General features: G+C 67.4%; 20 protein-coding genes. 8 read left to right on the plus strand and 12 right to left on the minus strand.

The features are described 5' to 3' along the window. The coding region (cax, locus tag GO986_RS14025; RefSeq protein ID WP_157459938.1) for a calcium/proton exchanger at window positions 1-1,139 on the minus strand (1,139 nt) is incomplete at its 3' end. Window positions 1,140-1,229: 90 nt separating this feature from the next. Between cax and GO986_RS14030 the strand changes: the two genes are divergently transcribed. Next, window positions 1,230-1,370, plus strand: coding sequence for a hypothetical protein (locus GO986_RS14030; RefSeq protein WP_157459939.1), 141 nt, complete (start codon window positions 1,230-1,232; stop codon window positions 1,368-1,370). Between the two features lie 316 nt (window positions 1,371-1,686). Here GO986_RS14030 and GO986_RS14035 read toward each other — a convergent pair whose 3' ends face one another. From GO986_RS14035 to GO986_RS14065, 7 genes are all read right to left on the minus strand, one after another. Continuing rightward, entirely contained in the window at window positions 1,687-2,607 is a 921-nt protein-coding gene (locus GO986_RS14035) for an aldo/keto reductase (protein ID WP_232337808.1), read from the minus strand. A 38-nt stretch (window positions 2,608-2,645) separates the two neighbouring features. Then, window positions 2,646-2,828, minus strand: coding sequence for a hypothetical protein (locus tag GO986_RS14040; protein ID WP_157459941.1), 183 nt, complete (start codon window positions 2,826-2,828; stop codon window positions 2,646-2,648). A gap of 4 nt (window positions 2,829-2,832) precedes the next feature. After that, complete coding sequence (locus tag GO986_RS14045) at window positions 2,833-3,627, minus strand: hypothetical protein (RefSeq protein WP_157459942.1); 795 nt, start codon at window positions 3,625-3,627, stop codon at window positions 2,833-2,835. Then, a complete protein-coding gene (locus tag GO986_RS14050) occupies window positions 3,624-5,150 on the minus strand; it encodes a hypothetical protein (RefSeq protein ID WP_157459943.1) in 1,527 nt (508 codons plus the stop codon). The genes GO986_RS14045 and GO986_RS14050 overlap by 4 nt, the downstream gene beginning before the upstream one ends. Window positions 5,151-5,471: 321 nt before the next feature. Beyond that, window positions 5,472-7,709, minus strand: a complete 2,238-nt coding sequence (locus tag GO986_RS14055) for a putative bifunctional diguanylate cyclase/phosphodiesterase (protein WP_157459944.1) — start codon at window positions 7,707-7,709, stop codon at window positions 5,472-5,474. 44 nt (window positions 7,710-7,753) lie between these two features. Then, window positions 7,754-8,566: a metallophosphoesterase gene (locus tag GO986_RS14060; RefSeq protein ID WP_224575334.1), complete on the minus strand. Its 813-nt coding sequence runs from the start codon at window positions 8,564-8,566 to the stop codon at window positions 7,754-7,756. Continuing rightward, complete coding sequence (locus GO986_RS14065) at window positions 8,563-8,820, minus strand: hypothetical protein (RefSeq protein WP_157459945.1); 258 nt, start codon at window positions 8,818-8,820, stop codon at window positions 8,563-8,565. The genes GO986_RS14060 and GO986_RS14065 overlap by 4 nt, the downstream gene beginning before the upstream one ends. A gap of 69 nt (window positions 8,821-8,889) precedes the next feature. Here GO986_RS14065 and GO986_RS14070 point away from each other — a divergent pair, with 69 nt between their 5' ends. Further along, window positions 8,890-9,759: a metallophosphoesterase gene (locus tag GO986_RS14070; RefSeq protein WP_157459946.1), complete on the plus strand. Its 870-nt coding sequence runs from the start codon at window positions 8,890-8,892 to the stop codon at window positions 9,757-9,759. Window positions 9,760-9,792: 33 nt separating this feature from the next. Here GO986_RS14070 and GO986_RS14075 read toward each other — a convergent pair whose 3' ends face one another. Continuing rightward, complete coding sequence (locus tag GO986_RS14075; RefSeq protein WP_157459947.1) at window positions 9,793-10,290, minus strand: DUF7919 family protein; 498 nt, start codon at window positions 10,288-10,290, stop codon at window positions 9,793-9,795. A gap of 195 nt (window positions 10,291-10,485) precedes the next feature. Here GO986_RS14075 and GO986_RS14080 point away from each other — a divergent pair, with 195 nt between their 5' ends. From GO986_RS14080 to GO986_RS14100, 5 genes are all read left to right on the plus strand, one after another. Next, complete coding sequence (locus GO986_RS14080; RefSeq protein WP_157459948.1) at window positions 10,486-15,291, plus strand: glutamate synthase-related protein; 4,806 nt, start codon at window positions 10,486-10,488, stop codon at window positions 15,289-15,291. A gap of 58 nt (window positions 15,292-15,349) precedes the next feature. Then, the gene (locus GO986_RS14085) at window positions 15,350-16,816 is read left to right on the plus strand and encodes a glutamate synthase subunit beta (protein WP_157459949.1); all 1,467 of its coding nucleotides are present in this window, start codon (window positions 15,350-15,352) and stop codon (window positions 16,814-16,816) included. 217 nt (window positions 16,817-17,033) lie between these two features. Further along, window positions 17,034-17,426, plus strand: coding sequence for a nuclear transport factor 2 family protein (locus GO986_RS14090; protein WP_232337809.1), 393 nt, complete (start codon window positions 17,034-17,036; stop codon window positions 17,424-17,426). A 110-nt stretch (window positions 17,427-17,536) separates the two neighbouring features. Continuing rightward, complete coding sequence (gene rlmB, locus GO986_RS14095) at window positions 17,537-18,247, plus strand: 23S rRNA (guanosine(2251)-2'-O)-methyltransferase RlmB (protein WP_157459950.1); 711 nt, start codon at window positions 17,537-17,539, stop codon at window positions 18,245-18,247. Next, window positions 18,244-19,170, plus strand: coding sequence for an aldose 1-epimerase (locus GO986_RS14100; protein WP_157459951.1), 927 nt, complete (start codon window positions 18,244-18,246; stop codon window positions 19,168-19,170). Before rlmB ends, GO986_RS14100 begins: the two co-directional genes overlap by 4 nt. 431 nt (window positions 19,171-19,601) lie before the next feature. Here GO986_RS14100 and GO986_RS14105 read toward each other — a convergent pair whose 3' ends face one another. The 3 genes from GO986_RS14105 to GO986_RS14115 all read right to left on the minus strand — a co-directional run bounded on the left by GO986_RS14105 (window position 19,602) and on the right by GO986_RS14115 (window position 20,942). Further along, the gene (locus GO986_RS14105; protein ID WP_157459952.1) at window positions 19,602-19,823 is read right to left on the minus strand and encodes a hypothetical protein; all 222 of its coding nucleotides are present in this window, start codon (window positions 19,821-19,823) and stop codon (window positions 19,602-19,604) included. Window positions 19,824-19,898: 75 nt separating this feature from the next. After that, the gene (locus GO986_RS14110) at window positions 19,899-20,507 is read right to left on the minus strand and encodes a hypothetical protein (protein WP_157459953.1); all 609 of its coding nucleotides are present in this window, start codon (window positions 20,505-20,507) and stop codon (window positions 19,899-19,901) included. Window positions 20,508-20,615: 108 nt separating this feature from the next. Next, window positions 20,616-20,942: a hypothetical protein gene (locus GO986_RS14115; RefSeq protein WP_157459954.1), complete on the minus strand. Its 327-nt coding sequence runs from the start codon at window positions 20,940-20,942 to the stop codon at window positions 20,616-20,618. A gap of 360 nt (window positions 20,943-21,302) precedes the next feature. Between GO986_RS14115 and GO986_RS14120 the strand changes: the two genes are divergently transcribed. Further along, complete coding sequence (locus GO986_RS14120) at window positions 21,303-22,592, plus strand: Vgb family protein (RefSeq protein WP_157459955.1); 1,290 nt, start codon at window positions 21,303-21,305, stop codon at window positions 22,590-22,592. The last annotated feature ends 264 nt before the right edge of the window (window positions 22,593-22,856 follow it).

A 22,856-nucleotide genomic window follows, 5' to 3' on the forward strand; every position in this document is an offset into this window, starting at 1 on the left:
TAACCCAGCAGCGCTGACCAGAGCCGCGCGGCGCCTTCGGGTGCAGCCTCGCCTGGGGTGACGAAGAAAAAGGCCAGGGCCAGCGCCAGGTACACCGCCAGCAGCAGGACGCCTTCAAACCAGGTGGTTTCGCCGTCCTTGGTCACGCTGGTGACGATCAGCGCCACGGCAATAATCGCAATCAGTTCCAGCGGCGAGCTGAATACCAGATTCATGGGATGGCCCAGCAGCGCCCCGATAATCACCAGCAGTGGGGCGGTCAGCAGCGCCACCTGAATGGTGGCCCCCAGGCCGATGTTGACGGCCAGGTCCATCTGGCCCCGGCGGGCAAAATACACGGCGGCGATGTACTCGGCAAAGTTGCCCACCACCGCCAGCACGATGATGCCCAGGAAGAACTCGCTCAGGCCCAGCTGGCTGGCGGTGGCTTCCAGGGCGCCTGACAGCAGTTCGGATTCCAGGGCAATCAGGGCTGTGCCGCCCAGCAGCACCCCCAGGGCTGTGGCCAGCGGCCAGGGCTTTTCGGGGCCGTGCCCGGCTTCCTCGCTGATGGCAAACACGTCCTTGTGCGTCACCAGGGTGTAGACCAGATTGAGCAGGTAGACCACGATCAGCAGAATCGCGACTCCGATGCTCAGGCGCTCGTCTAGGTTGGCGCGGGCCTCGCTGCCAGCGGCGAAGGCGGGCAGCTGCTCGGTGTAGTCGAAGATGGCCGGCAGGGTGAGCATGATGACCGTCAAAAACAGCATGGCGCTGAGCTGCCCGGCGTTGGCCGCGTTGAATTTCTGCCGTGTGCCGCCCCGGACAAACCCGGCCGCCACAATCGCCAGCCCCAACCCCAGCAGCGCGTTGCCGATGATCGAACCCGTAATCTGCGCCTTGACCACCTGAGTATTGCCGTCCAGCAGGATAAAAATGGCGATGATCAGCTCGGCCATGTTGCCAAAGGTCACGTTCAGCAGGCCACCGATGGTGGGCCCGGCGTGCACCGCGACGTGTTCGGTGGCCTTGCGCAGCCAGTCGGCCAGCGGCACGATGGCCAGCACCGCCGTGACAAACACCCACAGCGGCGGCGCATGAACCACGTAATTCAGCAGCAGGCTGATGGGCAAGAATGCCAGCAGGCTATTCATGAGCATGGGCGCAGTGTAAGCGGGCGCGCCTCCGGGCCACGCTCAGTTCATTTATATACACGCCTGATGCTGCCCAGACCAGTCAGGCTATGGGGTATGGACGTTGCTTCTGCCGCCCTGTGGCCGCTGTTGGTCCAACTGCCTCTGCTGACGGAGATGGGCGTCGGCTTAGGGCTGGCAGGGCTGCGCTTGCATGCCCGTCTTGCCCTGCGCTGGGTGATGTTGTTGTGCTGCTGAGGGGCGTGCGGGTGGCCGGAACCATCCTGACAGCGGAACTGAGCGTGGTTGAGGGGCATTGTTGGCCACTCAACGGAACTGGCAGCCGCTGTGAGTGTCTGGCTGCCCCTGTAGGCGCCACGGCTGGGTCGCTCAGTCAGTGAGATTCTGCCGCTGATGAGGGCAGCCGGCCGGAGTGGGCTGCTGCTGGAACTGGAGGTGGGGCTGTTCAGCGGGCGCTGCGCAGGGAGCCGGTCAGGCAATTGCTCGGGGTCAACTGAAGGGGCACACCGCCACCGCCAGAGGCGGTAAAGCCTGCGCCTGCCACCTACGTTCCTTACGACCAGGGCAGGCCTGAGCGGGTGGCCCAATAGGTAGAGGCGTCCTGGGTCAGCGCCCGCAGCAGAGGTGCGGGGCTGGCGTCCAGCGTCAGGGCCGCCAGATTCTGGCGCAGTTGTTCGGGGGTGCTGGCGCCACTCAGGACCACATTGGCCCAGGGCTGGGCCAGGGCCGCAGCCAGCGCCACTGCGTCTGGGGTCACGCCCAGCGTCTGGGCCGCGTCAGCCAGCACTGGGGGGACGTCGGCCTGTCCGGTCAGGCCGCGCGCGCTCAGGCGGCCATTGGCTACGGCCTCTTTCACCACGACGGTCCAGCCGGCTGCGTGGGCCTCGCCAAGGGCCGCGCCCGCTGACGGCTCCAGCAGATTCCAGGTGGCCTGCACCGCCGAAAAGGGACACACGCCGCCCACCCGCACCGCCAATGCCCGGCGCAGCGTCTCGGCCTGGCCAGGGCCGCTGGTGGAGAGGCCCACCCGCACGCCTTGAGCCGCCAGGTTCGCCAGCCGCGCCAGCACCTCGGCGTTGTCCAGCACCCCCGACTCCAGCGTGGCGGAATGAATCAGGTAGACCGCCGTGGCGCGCCCCAACGCCGAACAGGTCTCGGGCCACTGCCGGTCCAGCGTGGCGAGGTCGTGGGTCTTGACCTCGTGTGTCTGGGCAGCCACCTGCCAGTCGGCCACATAGGTGTAGCCCCACTTGCTGCCCAGTACGGCGCCGGTGTGCCCCCGCTCGCGCTGCCACTCGCCCAGAAAGGCCTCGGCGCGGCCATAACTGCGCGCGGCGTCAAAGTACCGCAGGCCCGCCGCCCAGGCCGTGTCCAGCACCGCCCAGGTCTGCGCCTTCAGGCCCTCCACGCTTTTGTGGGGCAGGTCGGCGCCGTGCCCCAGGTTGAGGTAGCCGGGGCGTCCCAGCGCCGCCAATCCCAGGCCCAGCCGGGGAGTACCGGGGAGCAGCAGACTCAGAAGTGCCCCGCGTCCCCGCCTGCGCCGCTGCCCGCGTCCTGGCCCGGCGTGAAGTGAAAGTCAGCCGCCGCGCCGCCACGGGCCCAGCGCCGCTGCGCCCGCCAGTGTTCACGCACCGCGCGCAGCTTGGCCCGCAGGGTCAGCAGATTGAGCAGCAAATGGATGAGGGGCCATTTCATGCCTTCAGGTACGCGGAACTGACGGGGCGCGTTCCCGCAGGTCGCGGGCCAGGGCTAGGGGCACGGTCAGCCGCAACTCGTCGGCTAGGTCCAGTGTCCAGGTGACGGCGCCGGCGTAAGCCCTTTCCAGGTCAGGCAGGCCCGCCGTGATGCCCGCGTAGCGCGTCAGACTCGCCACGCTCAGTTCCTGTTCGGCGCGGCGTGAGGGGTTGGGCCAGTGGTCGGTCCTCTTCTCCTGCAGGCGGGCCAGACGCAGCAGGCCGCCCTGAACCCAGCCCAGCAGCTCATGGGCGCGCACGCGTTCACCGCGCGCCAGCACGTTCAGCCCAAAAGCCAGCCAGTTCAGCAGCCGGCCGAGGATGAGCCCAGCGTCGTCGGCAGGATGAACGGTGCGCCCCGCCAGCACCGCCAGATGCCGGGCCAGGCGCCCGTCCTCATCCTTGACCAGCATCTGTGTGGGCCGAACATGCTGCGGCGTCCAGTCCTCCACCTCGGGCAGCCGCGCGGCGGGCACGACATGCAGTTCCACCCGCCGCAGACCCGGCAGCAAGGCCGTGGGCGTGCCGAACTCGTTGACCACGAAGTGCTGCACGTCCAGCTGCGTACTCAGCCAGTCCTGCGCCTCGACGGCGGCGCCGGGTGCCAGGAACGCCCAGTACTCCAGGTCGCTGTGGGCATCCGCCTGACCTTGCGGGACGCTGCCGTAGGCGGCCACATGCGAGAAGCCGCCTTCGGCCTGTAGGGCCGCGCGCAACTGGGCGTCCAGTGCCAGCAGCCCGGCCAGCCCCCCGGTCGTCACGGCCCGTCTGGGTACAGTTCGCCTTCGCGCGCAGCCAGCGTCCAGTCCTTGACGGCCCAGCCCTGCGCGCCGCGCGTGAGGTTGATGGTCATGGTGTACCGCTCGCCGTCAATGTATTCGCTGTCGGTGGTCTCGTCGGCAAAGCCCAGGCTGACGGGCAGAACGGCGCGGGCCTGCGCGGCGCTGTCCTGGCTGAGTTCCAGGCTGTCAAAGCCGAAGTTGCCCAGCGTGCGCGCCGGGGGTAGGTCGGCGTTCGTCAGCTTCAGCCAGGGCTGGGCGCGCGCGGCGGCGGCGTCAATCCGGCGCTGCCCCTCGGCCACCTGCGCGGGGGTGCGCCGCACGTCCCGGTACTGCGAGGCCACCTGCTTGGCCACGTTGCTCAGGTCGCCCAGCAGCCGGGCGGTCACCGCCAGCGCGTCGTCTTTCAGTTCGGTGACGGCACCCGCTGACACCCGGTAGGCCAGGTAGCGGGCGCTGCCGCTGCGCTCGTCGAACACCAGCGCGTCGTCGCGGCCTGAGGCCCGGCGCACAGTGGTCAGCGGAAACCAAGCGGTGTCCAGGTAGCCGTCTGCCTGGCTGCGAATGGGCCCGCTCAGCAGGGTTGGTCCGGCCACGATTCCCGCGCCCTGGGGGCGGTACAGGCGCAGCGTGGCCGCATTGCCCTGCGCCACCAACCCCAGATATTCGCGCTTGCCCGGCGCTGTGAACGCACCCCCCAGGCCCAGGCGCGCGGCGCTGAACGGCACGCCTGCGCGCACCGGCCAGTCGGTCATGCCGTAGTCGTTCATGACCTGGCGGATGTCCGGGCCGTAGTTGGTCAGCCAGGCCCGGAAGCGGGCGGGCAGCTTTTGCACGTAGGCCTGCGCCTCGCCCGGCTGCCCGATGGCGACCAGCGTGGCGTAGTTGGCCAGCACATCGCCCCCGCTGGACTTGTCATTGACCGTGCTGGCCGGCCCCGTAAAGCCGCGCAGGAAGCCCGGAAAGGAGCGCGTGTTGTCCACGTATTGCCCATTCACATACGAGAACACCACCGGCAGCGGAATGCTCTCGGCAAAGCTGAGGCCGTAGGCGTATGCAAAGCGCCAGTCGGACCCCACCAGTTCCAGCGGGCCCTTGCCGTCCAGTTGGCGGGCGTCCAGGCCGTCACTGTGGGCGCCGAAGTAGGTCAGCAGCTTGCGCGGCGGCGTGGTCAGCGAATACAGGGTGTGGGTAAAGCAGCAGTGCGCGCCGCCCGAAAAGCCAGACAGCAGCACTTCTGGCACGCCGTCGCCGGTCACGTCGCGGCACCAGTTCACGTCCACGGCCGTGTCGCTGATGGTGGCGGAGGTGACGCCGCCCCGGGTGATGCTCACGCGGTCGGCGGGGTCGTCAAAGCCGTTCTCACTGAGTTTGAGGGTGTAGGCGCCGCAGGTCTTGGTGCTGGTCTTGATGGGCGCACTGGGTTCTTCCTGGGCCGCAACGGGGGTGGTTAGCAGGGTCAGCAGGCCCGTGAGGACCAGAAGGGATGGGGCGGGGCGAACCATTAGGAAACCTCCGGGGTAGGGGAGAACAGAGAAGCCGGCGAACGCCCGCATCATCCCGCGCCGAGGGACCGAAAGGAAGAAGAGGGTGGCGGTTCAGAAACTTTCTGATAAGGAACTGGCCCCAGAAATGAGGGGACTGCGAGAGGTCCAGGCGGCCTGTCGCAGCTCTGTTGTCCAGACGAACTCGTCCCCGTCATGGGCCGGCACACAATCAGCTTGTTCTGATGAATGATCTGGCAAAAGAGGCGCTGAGCTTCTCGCCAGGCTGTTCTCTCAAGGGGGGCTACCTTGTCTTCGCCCCATCATCCTCACAACTCCCTTTCATTCAGAGCGGGGCACAGGCCGCGCCAGAAATGCCTCAAAGTCGGCGGGGAGCAGCGGGCGGGCGAACAGGTAGCCCTGAAAGCGGGTGCAGCCCAGACGCTGCAGCGCGCGCCACTGCGCCCCGGTTTCGACGCCTTCGACAATCACACCGATCTCCAGGCGGCGGGCCAGCGCCACCACACTTTCTACGAGCGTGCGGGCGGCGTGGCTGCTGAGCAGGTCGGTGATAAACGAGCGGTCGATCTTCAGGTCGTCAATGGGCAGGGCGGTCAGCACCGACAGGTTGGCGTAGCCCGTGCCAAAGTCGTCAAGGGCCACCCCCACGCCCATCTGCCGCAGGCGCTGCAACTGCGCGCGGGCCGCCGGAATGTCGGCCAGCACCGAGCGCTCCGAGAGTTCCAACTTCAGGCGGCGGGGCGAGAGCCCGGCTTCACTCAGGGCCGCTGAGACCTGGGCCCCCAGGTCGCCGGCTTCAAACTGGGCCGCCGCCACATTCACGCTTACCTGGGCCTGGGCGGCGCTCCCCGTCCAGCGGGCCGCCGCCCGGCATGCCAGCCGCAGGACCTGCTCGCCCAACTCGGGCAGCAGCCCAGCGTCTTCGGCAAGATCTAGAAAGGCGCCGGGGGGCAGCAGGCCACGCGCCGGGTGGGGCCAGCGCACCAGGGCCTCGGCGGCGGCCAGGCACCCGGCGGCCGTGTCCACGATGGGCTGCAGGGCCACCACCAGCCCGCCCGGCGTGCCCAGCGCCGCGCGCAGTTCGGTTTGCAGGGTCAGACGTTCACGGGCCTGATCATCCAGGGCGGGGCGGTAGGCCTCCAGGGTGGCGCCGCTGCGCCCCCTCGCGTAAGACAGGGCGCTCAGGCTGGTGCGAATCAGGGCGTCGGTGGTCTGGCCGTGGGCTGGCGCCCAGCTGATTCCGGCGCGCAAGCGTGGGCTGACCAGGTGGCCTTGCACCGTGAACTCGGCGTCTAGGCGCTCAGCCAGCTGACGCAGCGTCGCCATGCCCTGCTCGCTGCCCTTACAGGCAAAGGTCAGGGCAAAGAGGCTGCCGTTCGTATGGGCGGCCAGCCCTCCAGGAGGCAGGTGGTCGCGCAGCCGCCGGGCCAGCGCCTGCTGGGCCAGGTCGCCCGCCGCGTAGCCGTGCGCGCTGTCCACCTCTTCCAGCCCCGTGAAATCCAGCTGCGCCAGGCACACGCTGGGCTGGGCGGCCGCGTCTGCCGGCGCCGGATCGGCCGGCAACTCACGGAGCAACTCGTCCAGGCGCGCGTGCAGTGAGGTGCGGTTGGGCAGGCCAGTCAGGGGATCGTGGTGGGCCTGATACCACAGCTGACTGTCCAGGGTCCGGGCGTGTTCCTCTTTCAGACGCAACTCGGTCAGGTCTCGGACGAACAGCACCTCGCAGGGGGTGCCGGCGGTGTCCACCACCCGCCGCGTCACGGCCAGGTGGCGGCGCGGGTCCTGCGGCGGGTCCAGGGTGACCTCATATTCGCCGTTGTGGCTGCTGCCGTCCTCGTGCCAGCCGCGCTGGTCGCTGATGGGCCGGCCCACCACCTCGGCGGCGGGAGCGTTGAGCAGCCCCAGCAGCGCGCCGTTGACCTTGACCACCAGACCGGTCTGGCGCTCGACCAGGGCAGCCCCCACCGGCGAGGCGTCAAAGAGGGCGCGCAGGTGGGCCTGATCCTGCCGCGCGCGGGTATACAGCCCGGCGCGGTCCAGCGCCTGGGCGCACTGCCGCGCCAGGGTGGTCATGAACGCGCGGTCGTCCGGCGGAAACTCACGGGGCGGGACGAAGGTCAAGGCCATCGCCCCGCGCGTCTCGCCGGCCCAGAGCGGCAGGGCCGCCCCCGACGCCGTCCCCATCAGGAGTTCGTAGACGGCCAGTTCAGGATTGGTCTGTGCGGCGCCGGGCATGTCTTCCAGCCACAGCACCCGGTTTTCGCGCATGGCCCGCATGACGGGCATCTGGGACTCCGGGGCAATGGTGGCGTAGCGGGCCTCGACCTCTGGTTCATAGCCTGCGGCGCCCACCAGCGTCAGGCCGCCCTCTGCGTTTTTCAGCAGCACGGCGCTGTTGTCGGCCCCAAAGGCCGCCATGCCCTGACGCAGCATCACGCGGACCACCTCATCAGTGGTCACGGCGGAGAGCAGGGCCTGGGTCACCTTGGAGAGGACCCGGACACGCCGGTGGGCCGACACAGGCAGGGTAGGAAAACGCAGAGGCAGCCTGGAGGACATGATCCATCATGCACCCTGCCCCCAGCCGGAAACAGCGGGGGAGCCTACCGCCTGGGTGCGCCGGGCAGGTCCACGGGCGTCACAGGAATCGGCTCGCCAAACTGGGCGTAGCGGCGGCCCCGGTGCGGCTCGCCGCGCCCACACAGCACGGTGACCTGCGGCAGGCCGTGGACGTTGACCTCGGCCACGGCCAGGCGCCCAGTTTCGTAGGCGCCCAGGTCCAGGTACAGGTGGCGGCTCAGGCGGCACGGCGTGGGCACCGGCGTATGGCCGTGCAGAGAGTAGGTCACGCCCTGCGGCAGGGGAAACGGGCCCTCGTAGGGCCGCAGCCACAGCGCCGCCGACAGCGGGCTGTCGTGCTGCGGGTGCTTGACGGGGGGGGCGGCGTGGGCAATCAGCACGCTGCTCTGGCCGGCCGGCACCTCGTCATGAATCTCGCCGTCAGCCGTGACGTACACCACGCGCCGCAGCACCTTCAGATACGCCTCAAGCAGCGGCGGGAACTTTTCCAGAGTCAGGCCGCCCAGTTCGTCGCGCACGGTGGCGCCGCCGGCGCGCATCCACCACTGGTAGCCCTCCATGGCCTTGCGGTAATCACCCAGGTCGTGCGTGCCCTCGTACAGGCGGTACCACTTGATGCCTTCTTGCATCATGCGCTCGTGGTTGCCCATCAGCAGGGTCGCGCGCCCCGCCTGGTGCAGCTCTAGCAGCTTGTCCACGGTGGCCAGGCTGCGCGGTCCCCGGTCAATGGCGTCGCCCAGGCCCACGTAATGCGCGTCGGGAAACTGGTCCAGCGCGGCGCGCAGCAGGTCCGGGCGCCCGTGCAGGTCGGGAATGACGACAATCTGGCGGCTCACTGGTCTTCTCCGGGCGCGTCACTGAAGTCCAGCAAGGTCTGCTTGCTGCGTTCGCGCAGCAGCCGCGCGGCGTCGGCAAAGGGAGAAAGCGTCAGGGTCTGGCCCTGCAAGTCGGCCCGGTAGCCCGCGCCGTCAGCGGCGCCGGGCAGCCACTCGGCCGGCAGCTGATAGGTGCGGCCCTGGCTGTCTTCGACATCCGCCAGACCGGCCTCCTCATCCAGAACATCAATGACCAGCAGCAGGGGCACAGACATGGAGGCAAGTCTAGCGCGCCCCTCTTTCGGCGGATGCCCCCGGCAGGGGCGCTGGCGTAGGGTCGGGTCATGGCACTGGTGACGAGGCGGCGGGTGCTGCGTGCCCTGGGCGGCGGCGGCCTGGGCCTGCTGGCGGCGGGCGGGCTGGGCACGGCGCAGGCCTACCGCTTCGGCGTGACCCGCCACGCCCGCCCCCTACCGGGCCTGAAGGCACCCCTGCGTGTGGTGTTCCTGACTGACCTGCACTACGGCCTGTATATCGGCGCGGGCAGCGTGCGCGCCTGGGTCGACGCGGCCAATGCCCAGACACCAGACCTGGTGCTGCTGGGTGGTGACCAGCTAGACAGCCGGCTGGATGAAGAACCGCAGGCGCTGCTGACCGAACTGGCCCGGCTGCGGGCGCCGCTGGGCGTTTACGGCGTGTGGGGCAACCACGATTACGGCAGCTTTGGCCGGTATGGTGGCCGGCACTATGGCCCAGCACGCACCGACTGGCTGGCCAAACGCGGGGTCCTGGAAGCGGCCTTTGCCAACGCGGGCGTGACCATCCTGCGCAACGCGGGCCGCCCCCTGAGGGATGACCTGTATGTGGGCGGCGTGGACGACCTGTGGCACGGCCAGCCGGATGTGGGAACGGCGCTGGCCGGCGCCGAGGAGCGGGCCACCTTGCTGGTGACGCACAATCCTGACCTGCTCCCCGAGTTGCCGCAGGAGGTGGGGCTGACCCTATGCGGTCACACGCACGGCGGCCAGGTGAGGTTGCCCGTCATCGGCGCGCCGATGGTGCCCAGCCGCTACGGGCAGCGGTACGCCATGGGCTGGGTGGAAGGGGCACACGGCACGCCCGCTTATGTCAGCCGGGGGCTGGGCCTAAGCGGCATTCCGTTTCGTAACCTCTGCGAGCCGGAAGTGACGGTGGTGGATTTGCAGCCCAGATAAGGGACAGCGCAGCTTTGAGAATTGGCTGCGGGGTTAACCCTCACCGTCTACGTTCTTTCCACGCTCTGCCGCTCGTCGGGACGGCAGCAGTTGCCCGCCCCCACATGCCAGCAGGCGTTTCCTGTAGGCCATAGAGGTCATGGGTGGGCAGGCCAGCACAGCCTGCATAAAAATCCCTGGCGGGCGGTAGTCGTGAGCGTCAATGGAATGGGCACTGAGCGAGGGCGCGCAGAAAATCTTGCCGTCATTGGGGATAAAGAGGTTGCTGCTGCCCAGAAAAAAGCGCGTGCCCTGGTACAGCAGGCTGGGCGGCGCTTCATTCAGGCGGCACAGTTCACACCGGTGAAAGCCGCCTGCGGCGACAGGTTGCCAGGGGGACTGAAGATGAGTGACCAGCGCCGTCATAAACGCGAAATCTACGTCACTGCGAGTGAAGGCGCTGTTGCGGCCCAGCCAACCCACAGCGACCAGCACCTCTGCGGCGCCCTTGCCAAAATACGTCAGGGGCGATAAATCCTTGAAGACGGCCACGCTCAACACTATGTCTTTGCCTGGTCTCAGGTCAGGAAGAAGCTTCTTCCGACCTTCCCTTTGCTAACAAAAGGACGCAACACACCTTTAGACCCATTATAAACAACGGGCCTGCATAGACATGCATCTGTCTGTATCGTGATTCTAACAGCCTGCACCCTGCAGGCACGTTTTACGCCAGAGGGGAGTGTCCACATGAACCGAACAGACAACCGGGTGACGCCGGAGGCAGTGCCGCACACCCCACCGAGCCCACAGGAGCTGCAGCAAGCGCGCGCTCAGGGCCTGTACGCCGCGCAGGAGCACGACGCCTGCGGCGTGGGCATGGTGGCGCACATCAAGGGCGTGCGCAGCCACAGCATCATCGCCCAGGGCCTCAAGATTCTGGAAAACCTGGACCACCGGGGCGCAGTGGGGGCCGATCCCCTGATGGGCGACGGGGCCGGCATCCTGATTCAGATTCCCGACGAGTTGTACCGCGCCGAGTTGAGCAAGCAGGGCGTCACCTTGCCGCGCCCCGGCGACTACGGCGTGGGCATGATCTTTCTGCCCAAGGAAATCGCCTCGCGCCGGGCCTGTGAGCAGGAACTGGAACGCGCCATCCGCGCAGAAGGGCAGTTGGTGTTGGGCTGGCGCGACGTGCCAGTCAGTGCCGAGATGCCTATGAGCCCCACGGTGCGCGAGAAAGAACCCGTCATCCGGCAGGTGTTCATTGGTGCGGGCGCCGACACCCTGGTGCCTGACGCTCTGGAGCGCAAGCTGTACGTGATTCGCCGCCGGGCATCGAACGCCATTCGCGCCCTGAACTTCACGCACGGCGCGGAATATTACGTGCCGTCCATGTCGTGCCGCACAGTGATTTACAAGGGCCTGCTGCTGGCCAATCAGGTGGGCGAATACTACCTGGACCTGCAAGACGAGCGCGTGACCTCGGCGCTGGCCCTGGTTCATCAGCGCTTTTCGACGAACACCTTTCCCGAATGGCCGCTGGCGCACCCGTACCGCATGGTGGCCCACAACGGCGAGATCAACACCGTCAAGGGCAACTTCAACTGGATGCGGGCCCGCGAAGGGATCATGGTGTCTCCGGTGCTGGGCGACGACCTGAAAAAGCTCTACCCGATTTCCTTTGAGGGCGAGTCCGACACCGCCACGTTCGACAACGCGCTGGAGCTGCTGACCCTGGCGGGTTACCCGATGGCGCACGCGGCCATGATGATGATTCCCGAAGCCTGGGAAGGCAACACCGGCCTGGACCCGCGCCGCCGCGCCTTTTACGAGTACCACGCGTCCATGATGGAGCCCTGGGACGGCCCCGCCGCGATGGTCTTTACCGATGGCCGGCAGGTGGGTGCCACTCTGGACCGCAACGGCCTGCGCCCCGCGCGCTACGTGCAGACGCGCGACGACCTCGTGATTCTGGCGTCCGAATCGGGGGTGCTGCCCATCCCCGAAAGCCGGATTGTCAAGAAGTGGCGCCTGCAACCGGGCCGCATGTTCCTGATTGATCTGGAACAGGGCCGAATTATTGAGGACGACGAACTGAAGATGCAGTTCGCCTCGGCGCGGCCCTACGCGCAGTGGGTGGAAAACACCCGCTTCCGCCTGGACGATTCCGAGGAAACCGGCACCGTGGGCCAGTTCCGCGAGTCGCTGCTGGACCGCCAGCAGGCGTTCGGCTACACCCAAGAGGACCTGAAATTCCTGCTGGGGCCGATGGCGCTCAGCGGCGAGGAAGGCATTGGCTCCATGGGCAACGACAGCCCGCTGGCCGTGCTGTCGGGCAAAAACAAGCCGCTGTACAGCTATTTCAAGCAGCTGTTCGCCCAGGTGACCAACCCGCCGATTGACCCCATCCGCGAGGCCGTGGTCATGAGCCTGGTGTCGTTCGTGGGCCCGCGCCCGAACCTGCTGGACGTGAATGCGGTCAACCCGCAGCTGCGCTTGGAAGTCGAGCAGCCTATCCTGGACTTCGACGACATGGCCCGTCTGCGCACCATCGGTGAACACACGCGCGGCAAGTTCAAGGCGTATGAACTGGACATCACCTACCCCGCCGACTGGGGCCCGCGCGGCATTGAGGCCAAGCTGGCGACCATCAACGCCCGCGCGGTGGACGCGCTGGAGAACGGTCACAACATCATCATCGTGACCGACCGCCGCCTGGACCGCGACCGCGTGGCGATTCCCTCGCTGCTGGCTCTGAGCAGCGTACACCACCACCTCGTCAAAGCCGGACTGCGCATGACCACGGGCCTGGTCGTCGAAACCGGCGACGCCCGCGAGGTGCATCATTTTGCCGCGCTGGCCGGCTACGGCGCCGAAGCCGTTCACCCGTACCTGGCTCTGGAAACCCTGATCAACCTGCACACCGACGTACCCGGCATGCCCAGCCTGGCCGGGGTGGACGCCCACAAGGCCATTCGCAACTACATCAAGGCGATTGGCAAGGGCCTGAGCAAGATCATGTCGAAGATGGGCGTCAGCACCTACATGAGCTACAGCGGCGCGCAGCTGTTCGAAGCGATTGGGCTGAAGGCCGACTTCGTGGGCAAGTATTTTTACGGCACGCCCACCCAGGTCGGCGGCATCGGCATTTTCGAGGTGGCCGAGGAAGCGACCCGCAACCACCGCGCCGCCTTCAGCGCCGACCCCACGCTGGCCCATCACCTGGACGCGGGCGGTGAGTATGCCTGGCGCGTGCGCGGGGAAGATCACCTGTGGACGCCGGATTCGGTGGCGAAGCTGCAACACGCCGTTCGCAGCGGCTCGGCGGGGACCTACGAAGAATACGCCCGCCTGATCAACGACCAGAGCCGGCGGCACATGACCCTGCGCGGCCTCTTTGAATTCAAGACCGAAGGCGTCAGCCCCGTACCGCTGGAAGAAGTAGAGCCTGCGAGCGAGATCGTCAAGCGCTTTGCCACCGGGGCCATGAGTCTGGGGTCTATTTCGACCGAAGCCCACACCACCCTGGCGGTCGCCATGAACCGCATCGGCGGCAAGAGCAACACGGGCGAGGGCGGCGAGGACCCGGCCCGCTACGAGCGCGAGATGCGCGGTGAAACGCTGGAGGAGGGGCACACGCTGGCCTCCCTGCTCGGGGACAGTCGCGTGGCTGTGGACTACCCGCTGCAAGCCGGCGACAGCCTGCGCTCCAAGATCAAGCAGGTGGCCTCCGGGCGCTTCGGCGTAACCACGACCTACCTAGCGTCCGCCGACCAGATTCAGATCAAGATGGCGCAGGGGGCCAAGCCCGGAGAAGGCGGTCAGCTGCCCGGCGGCAAGGTGAGCGAATACATCGGCTTTCTGCGCCACAGTGTGCCGGGCGTGGGCCTGATTTCCCCGCCGCCTCACCACGACATCTATTCCATTGAAGACCTCAAGCAGCTCATCCACGACCTGAAGAATGTCAACCCGCGCGCCGACATCTCGGTGAAACTGGTGTCGGAGATTGGAGTGGGAACGGTGGCGGCCGGGGTGGCGAAGTGCAAGGCCGACCACATTGTGATTGCCGGACACGACGGCGGCACTGGGGCCAGCCCCTGGAGTTCCATCAAGCACGCGGGTAGCCCCTGGGAACTCGGCCTGGCCGAGGCGCAGCAGACGCTGGTGCTCAACCGCCTGCGCGACCGGGTGCGCGTGCAGACCGACGGGCAGCTCAAGACGGGCCGCGACGTGGTGGTGGCCGCTCTGCTGGGCGCCGATGAATTCGGCTTTGCCACCGCTCCGCTGGTCGCCCAGGGCTGCATCATGATGCGCAAGTGCCACCTGAACACTTGTCCTGTGGGCGTGGCGACCCAGGACCCGGTGCTGCGCGCTAAATTTACCGGCAAGCCCGAGCATGTCATCAACTACTTCTTCTTCGTGGCCGAGGAAGTGCGCGCGCTAATGGCCGGTCTGGGCATCCGTCAGGTGGACGACCTGATTGGTCGCAGCGACCTGCTTGACACCCGGAAGGGCATTGAGCACTGGAAGGCGCAGGGCCTGGACTTCAGCCGCGTGTTTTACCGCCCCGAGGTGCCCGAAGAGGTGGGCACCCGCCACCTGCACGCCCAGGAACATGGGCTGGAAGGGGCCCTGGACCTCACCCTCATCGAAAAGTGCCGTCCGGCCTTTGAACGCGGCGAGAAGGTTCATTTTCTGCAAGACGCGCGCAACGTCAATCGCAGTGTGGGGGCCATGTTGTCGGGCCAGCTGGTGCGGGTGCGCCCCGAGGGTCTGGCCGACAACACCGTGTTCGTGCAGATGGAAGGCACGGGCGGCCAGTCGTTCGGCGCGTTCCTGGCGCCGGGGCTGACCCTGTACCTGATTGGCGACGCCAACGATTACACCGGCAAGGGCCTGTCCGGCGGGCGCGTGGTGGTGCGGCCCAGCATCGAGTTCCGGGGCAAGGCCGAGGAGAACATCATCGTGGGCAACACGGTGCTCTACGGCGCGACCAGCGGCGAGGCCTTTTTTCGGGGTGTGGCCGGCGAGCGCTTTGGCGTGCGGCTCTCGGGTGCCTCGGCGGTGGTGGAAGGCACCGGGGACCACGGCTGCGAGTACATGACGGGCGGCACGGTGGTCGTGCTGGGCCAGACGGGGCGCAACTTCGCGGCGGGCATGAGCGGCGGCGTGGCTTACGTGTACGACGTGGACGGCCGGTTCGCTCAGCGCTGCAACCTCAGCATGGTCGGCCTGCACCCGGTCCTGCCCGAGGCCGAGCAGCTGGCCCAGACGCCCCTGGCGCTGCACGGCGGTCAGAGTGACGAAGCCCACCTCCGCACCCTGCTGGAAAGCCACCACAAGTGGACGGGTTCTCAGCGCGCCTCCGACCTGCTGGACCACTGGGAAGCAGCCCTCAAACGGTTCGTGAAGGTGCTACCGCATGAATATGCGCGGGCCCTGCAGGAGCGCTGCCGGCTGACGGACGGCACCGTTCAGGCCGCCGACACCACCTCTATGCAGACCGGCCAGCCCGCCCAGAAGGTGGCCGGTCAGGGCACCCTGACGAAATGACGCGGTTGGCAGAAAGGCCACTCAAGACAGGCGCGCGCCGCATTCCACGGAGTACTCCATGAGCAAAATCACCGGATTTCTAGAGCAGCCGCGCGTGAAAGACCAGTACGCCCCGGTGGACGCCCGCCTGAAGCACTACCACGAGTTTCTGCTGCCCCTGGACAGTGGCAAGGCCCGCCTGCAGGCGACGCGCTGTATGGACTGCGGCATTCCGTTTTGCACCAGTGGGTGCCCGGTCAATAACATCATTCCTGACTTCAATAACCTCGTGTATCAGGACGATTGGCGCAGTGCCCTGGACACCCTGCACTCCACCAACAACTTTCCGGAATTCACGGGCCGCATCTGTCCCGCGCCCTGTGAGGCCGCCTGCACCCTGAACATCAGTGACGACGCAGTGGGCGTCAAATCCATCGAATTGGCGATTATCGAGCGGGGCTGGCAGGAGGGTTGGGTGGCGCCGCAGCTGCCCGCGCAGCCCACGGGCAAAAAGGTCGCCGTGGTCGGTTCTGGGCCAGCAGGACTGGCCGCCGCGCAGCAACTGGCTCGCGCCGGCCACGCGGTCACGGTGTTCGAGAAAAACGACCGCGTGGGTGGCCTGCTGCGCTACGGCATTCCCGATTTCAAGCTGGACAAGCACCACATTGACCGCCGCGTGGAGCAGATGCAGGCCGAAGGCGTGACTTTCCGCACCGGCGTTCTGGTGGGTGCCTGGCCCGACGGCAGCCGCGTGACGAATCTCAGCAAGGAGACCGTGACGCCTGAAGGGCTCCGCGCCGACTTTGACGCCGTGCTGCTGGCCGGCGGCGCCGAGCAGCCGCGCGACCTGCCGGTTCCGGGGCGCGAACTGGACGGCGTTCACTTCGCGATGGAATTCCTGCCGCAGCAAAACCGCGTCACCGCAGGCGACAAGCTGAAAAAGCAGTTGCGGGCCGAAGGCAAGCAGGTGGTGGTGATCGGCGGCGGCGACACCGGCAGCGACTGCGTGGGCACCAGCAACCGCCACGGCGCGGCCAGCGTGACCCAATTTGAAGTCATGCCCCAGCCTCCCGAGCAGGAAAACAAGCCACTGGTCTGGCCGTACTGGCCCCTAAAGCTGCGCACCAGCACCAGCCACGAGGAAGGCGCTGTGCGTGAATTTGCCATTGCCACGAAGGAATTTATCGGCAAGGGCGGTAAGGTAACAGGGGTCAAAACCGTGCGCCTGGAGCTGCGTGAGGGCCAGTTGCAGGAGGTCGAAGGCAGCGAGACCGTCCACAAGGCCGACCTCGTGCTGCTGGCGATGGGCTTTGTGAGTCCGGTGGGCAGCGTCATGGACGCCTTCGGCGTGGACAAGGACGCGCGGGGCAACGCCCACGCCGGCACCGAGGAAACAGGTGGGTACGCTACCAACGTGCCGGGCGTCTACGCGGCCGGCGACATGCGCCGGGGCCAGAGCTTGGTCGTCTGGGCCATCCGTGAAGGTCGTCAGGCGGCGCGCGCCATAGACGAAGCGCTGATGGGCGTCACGGCCCTGCCGCGCTGACCTGGGTGCGAGAGGGGCTGGCTTTGAGCTCCTGAGGGTGGATGAGCCAGGGCCTTGGCCATCTGCCCTCACCCTTGAAAGAGTGACTCTGAATAGACCTTCGCCATTCCTGCGGTCTTTCTATTGCCTCACGCGGCGCTGGCCGCTTCTTCACGCCTTCTTCAGCCGGTAGCGCCGCCTACGCTCTGAACCGGGCCGGGGTGATGTGCTGGGCCGCATGACGAGTGCAAACGACAGCGGCACCACCCAGGCATTCATGGCCGCCCTGCAAAATGCCGAGGCGTCTGGGCAGCTTGACGACCTGCTGGCCCTGCACGCCGAGGAGGTCACGCTGCGCAATCTCAGCGCGCACAGCTGGCAGGGGCTGGACGGCGCCCGCGACTTCTGGCAGACGTACCTGGACAACTTTGACCAGATTCACAGCGAGTTCTCGCGCAGTCAGGAGGCCAGCGGCCTGGGCCTGATGGAGTGGGAGGCCACAGGGCAGCTGAAGGGCGGGCGCGACATCGCCTACCGGGGCGTCAGCCTGATTGACCTTCAGGACGGCAAGGTGACGGCCTTCCGCACCTATTACGACAGCGCCGCCTTCGTGGTGCCGGCAGCAGAGTAAGTCACATGGATTCTCGTTAGATGGAGGCCGGAGCAACAACCCGGTCTCCTTTGCTTTTTTCACTGCCCACAACCTACTCCCCACTTCCCAGCCCAGGTACACTGCCCCCTATGTTGCTGTACGGGCGGAATCCGGTGCTGGAAGCGTTACAGGGGGGCCGCGTCAGCGAGGTCCTGGTGGCGCGTGGGGTCGAGGACGCCTTTGTGGCGCAGCTCAAGGCCACGGGCGTGCGCCTGCGGTTTGCTCCCCGCATAGAACTGGATCAGTTGGCTGGCACCACTGCTCACCAGGGGGTGCTGGCCGAAGTTGAGGAGCTGGCCTGGGCCGAAGTGGATGACATTCTCGACCTGGCTGAAAAGCGCGGCGAACCGCTGCTGATCGTTCTGCTGGACGGCATCACCGACCCACGTAACTTTGGCGCCATCATCCGCAGCGCTGAGGTGCTGGGGGCGCACGGTGTGGTGGTGGAAGAACGCCGCAGCGCGCCCCTATCGCCCGTGGTGGCCAAAACAGCGGCCGGGGCCACGTCCTACCTTCCGGTGGCGCAGACCAAGAACCTGCCACGCCTGATGGACGCCCTGAAAAAAGAAGGGGTCTGGGTGTACGGCGCGGCTGGCGAGGCCGCCGAGGACGTGCGGCGGCTGGATTTCAGCGGGGCCGTTGCGCTGGTGATTGGCGCCGAGGGCGAGGGCATGCGGCGCCTCGTGCGCGAAAAGTGCGACGCCCTGGTCAGCATTCCGGTGCGCGGGCAGGTGCAGAGCCTGAATGCCTCGGTGGCGGCAGGGATTCTGCTCTTCGAGATCACGCGGAGCCGCCCATGAGTGACCCTGGCCCGGTGGTCACACTTCGCAGCGAGGCGCTGACCCTGGAGGTACTGCCGGAACTGGGCGCCAGCGTCCTGAATCTGCGGGCGACCTCGGGGCGGCCCGTGCTGCGGCCTGTGGCGCTGGCCGACGTACACAAGAGCAGCAACTGCGCCAGTTTTACCCTGTTGCCCTACAGCAACCGTATTCGGGGCGCCCGGTTCACCTTTGGGGGCGAGGACGTGGTGCTGCAGCCCAACACAGGGGGTGGCCTGGCCCAGCACGGCGACGTGCGTAACCGCCCGTGGCAACTGGAGGCGCAGTCAGAGGCGCATCTGCGCGCCACGTTCGACAGCCGCGCCTTTGCCGATATGAACTGGCCCTGGGCCTTTACGGCGGCGGTGGAGTACCGCCTGCACGGGCCGCACCTCGACACGACAGTGACGCTGACCAACGCCGACACGCGCCCCATGCCCGCCGGGCTGGGCCTGCACCCCTATTTTGCCCGGCAGGTGGGGGGCGGGCCCGACCCCACCCTGGAAGTGGGGGCCGAATTGATTTACGACACCGGCGCCGACCTGCTACCGACGGGGGCCGCCCGCCCGCTTCAGGTAGCCGAGGATTACCGCCAGCCGCGTGCGGTGGGGCCGCGTCAGATTGACGCCGCCTATACTGCCTGGGACGGGACCGCCCGCCTGGATTGGGGGGGGCGGGCCCTTGTGCTGACAGCCGACAACGTGTATTCGCATCTGGTGGTCTTTACGGCACCTGACGGCAGCCTGGCGCTGGAACCGGTGTCGCACGCCACCGACGCATTCAATCTGGCCGCACGTGGCGTCGGCGGGGTAGACCTGCGCGTCCTGGCGCCTGGGCAGACCCTGGCGGGCACAGTGCGTTTCACATTAGAAGGCGATTGGACAGCCGAGGAACCTCAGGGCTAACGGTCAGGCCTTGCGGCTGCCGCTTCTGGTCAGGGGACGTGAACGGCATCAGGCGCCAGCAGCTCGAAAGTTATAAGCCCCAACATCTTGAAGGCACAAGGCCCTCAACGATGCTGGGGTAAATGAACTTGCGAAGCGTCGCGGTAAGGGAACTTCTGCGACGAATGGGCAGCCTCACGGTAGCGGCCAATGCCACCCTTCAGCCAACACTTCCTCTCAACTCCATTGCTGTCTCTTGGGCACACTGGCCTCGTTCGCGCCCAGGTAATTGAGAGAGCAACCCTCAGTCACTCTGGGTTCTGCGATCAATGGAGCAAATGATGGCGCTTGTTGACCATCAACTCGACAGGAGCCGTTGCCAGCACACGCCGTACAGCCAAAGACAAAGGGCAGCCGCGCTGGCGGTCTGCCGTCTTCGGCCCATCGCTTTCTCAGCTGGCTATGGCCAGCAGCACGCCTTGCTCGTCGCGCAGTTCGAAGTTCGAGCGGTCCCGGCCCCTCAGCCAGCGCATGGCGTCCAGAAGGTCATCTGTTTCTTTCACCACTTCGGGTGGGCGGCCCAGGTCACCAGGCCAGAGGATGCGGTAGGCGCGCAGCGGCGGGGGCGCCTGCCAGCGCTCGCCCTCGTCTTCTTTTACAAAGGCTCTCGACATGCTCCGCAGTGTGCCGCGCCCCCGTGACAGAGACGTGGCGGGCAGGTACAGACGAATTCATGAGTCGGCCGCGCTTTAGCGCTGACTGGAAGGCAGGGCCAGGAGTGGCCCAGGCCGGACGGCGGTGACTTCACCGTGGGGCGACACCGCCAGAATGTGCTGCTCGGCCAGCGTCCAGAGGGCGCGGTGAACGGCCATTTCGCGTCCTGCTCCACCGCCGGGAGCCAGGCGGTCCAGCAGTTCGGTGTAGCGCAGCGTGCCGGCCTCGCCGCCTGCCCAGGGGGTCACGGCAACCACGGCGCGCAGCACCTGGCGCTGCTCTGGGGTCTGGGCCTGGCCCAGCAGGGTTTCGCGGGCCCGGAGCTGGGCGGCGCGCGCTTCACGGGCGGCGCGGCGCGCGGCCAGGGCGGCCAGGGTTTCGGGGTCGCCGGGTTGGCCCGCGCGGCGCTCGCCAAGCAGCTGCTCTAGCCGGCTGTCGGCGCGGGCCTGGGCCTGATCACGCAGGCCACGCGCGCCCGTTTTCAGTCGTCCGGCCGCCCCCTGCACGGCTGGCGTGACCAGGGCCGAAGCGGCCTGCCGCGCGGCGCTCAGCGGGCTGGCCGGCGCGTCGTCCTTAGGGTCAGGCTCGCGCAGGGCGCGGCCCAGGCGAATCAGGGTGTGCAGGGTGCGGCGGGGTTGGCTCATGACAGGCGTCCTCTGGTGCCCAGCTTACGCCCTCGGGTGCCGCCGCCGCGTCCACCCAAAGCAGGAGCGCGGCCCCTCTGGTGGGGCCGCGCTCAGGACTGACGGGGTTCAGGCGGCGGGGGCCTGGGCCGTCACCTCGGCGTCGGCCGAGGGGGTCAGGGTCAGGGTCTTGGGCTGGGCTGGGGCGCGCTCGGGCCGCAGGGCGCCGATAGCCATGCCGCTCAGGCTTACGGCCGCCACGGCCGCCCACAGCCAGCGGCTGGGTGTGGGGTCCAGCAGGGTCGCCAGCAGAATGAGGGCGCTGGAGACCGCGCCGTGCGCCAGGGCGGGCAGCAGGAAGGCGCCACCGGCCCGGTGCGCCTGTGCGAAGCGGCGGCCAAAGTGCAGGCCCGAGGTGAGGGCAATCAGCGCGCAGAGCATCAGGGTCGGTTCCATAGCGCTCACCTTACGCACTGCCCTCTCACGAAAGCGTCACGGCACCCCAAACTCAGATTGCATTAAGATGGAAAACCTGCGCCCAGCGGTTGTTTTTAATGCAAAGTGGTCAGCCGTTGGTAGGGGTAAGGGTGATGACCTTCCCTCTTCTCTCTGTGACTGAAATATCCGTGTAGGACGTTACTTTCTCTTTCTTATGATGGTGCGCCGCTGGTCCTACGGAGTATCGGGCGCTCCTGTCTTGTCACAGCGCGGTTGTAAGACTTTGACAGACGCGAGCCTCAGAACAGGCCCGACGATGAATGCCAGGACAACTCAGCGTCAGACGGCGGCTATGCCAGGCGGAGTGAAATAGGAGGCATGAAGCGACGCTTGACCTCACTGTCTGCTGCTCTCCTGCTGGGGACGGCGCTGCTGGTGGCCTGCGGTTCCTCGGCGCCAGGCAGCTCGGCCCAGCCCGTCGCTGGGGGTGTCACCGCCCTCACCGAGCAACTGCCAGTCAGTGGGGACGCCCCCAGCAGCGGCCGGCTGCGGCTCAGCCGCGTGGCGCCAGCGGCTCTGCGGGTCACGGTCGACAGCACGCCGGCTGGCGTCACGGTCACGCCCGGTCCTCCGGTGGTCGATGGCCCCGACAGTCTGGTGGCTTTGGCGGTGACAGGGCGCGGCACTGGTCTGGTGACCCTGAGTGTCAGCGTTGGCGGCAGCCCGGCGGCGCGGGTCACTGTGCCGCTGGCCCAACTTCAACTTCAGTCGCTGGGCGGCGCGGCGCCCTACGTGGCGGCGGCAGGTGTGGCGGCGCCGGGCGGCGTGTTACTGCGCGCCCCAGCCAACGCCGAGGAGGAGCGGCGGCACAGCCTGCGGCTGGTGGCGGGCCAGACGGTGACCCCGCTGTCCTTTGCACTTCAGGGCTTTGAAGCCATTACCAGCCATGCCACGCGCGGCGCCGAGGTCTGGGTGGCGGTGCGTGGCGTCACCAGTGCGGGCAGCTTCCTGCTGCGCCGGGAGGCGAACGGTCAGGTCACCCGCTTTGCGGCCGGCACCACCGACACCCTGAACCACCTGACGCCAGCGCCGGACGGCCGGGTGTGGTTCACGGCTTACGGGCAGGCTGCACTGCTGAGCCTGGACCCGGTCAGCGGCACTGTGCGGCGGCAGGAGGTCGAAGGCGGCCTGCCCGAGACCTTGGTCAGCGCCCCCGACGGCACGCTGTATTACACCCGGCGCGGCGCCGCCCCGGCTGTGGTGGCCTTTTCGCCGGTGACTGGACAGACCCGTGCCTACCCGGTTGGGACGGCCAATGTCAGTGTGCCTGAAGCCCTGCACGCGGCCCCTGACGGCACCCTCTGGTTCACCGAGACCCGCACCGGCGCTGTGTGGAATCTGGACCCCCGCAGCGGCGCCCAGCGCAGCTTGACTCTGCCGGCCGGCACCCGGCCCAGCGCTCTGGCTGTGACGGCCAGTGGCACGCTCTGGGTGGCCGACCAGAGCCGCGCGACCCTGCTGCGTGTGCCGGCCGGGGCGTCCTCTGGAGCACTATTTCCAGTGCCAGCGGTGGCCCCGGCCGGGCCCCGCGCCCTGACCGTAACGCCCGACGGTGCGCTGTGGTTCGAGAGTGGGGGTCAGCTGGCTAAGGTGCTTGATGGCGGATGAGGACGCCTCAGCCAACCACGTGGCTGTGACGCGTGGTGTGGAGCAAAAATCTACAGCCACGCAGGAAGAAGGCTCTGGTTGGCTTTGGGAGAAATGAGTGGGGCAACGGGAGAACAGTTGAAATAGAAGTGATGGGGCCATGCTCCTGCCTGCCATGCAAGAGACTGAATTGGAAGGAACTTGGAAGGCGGCAAAAGTAGGGTGCAGGGCATGAACTTGGCAAACTGGCCCTCTAGTGGCGGGAGCGCTCCAGGCAGCTGTCTC

The organism is Deinococcus arboris, from assembly GCF_009755355.1.
GTDB lineage: Bacteria > Deinococcota > Deinococci > Deinococcales > Deinococcaceae > Deinococcus > Deinococcus betulae.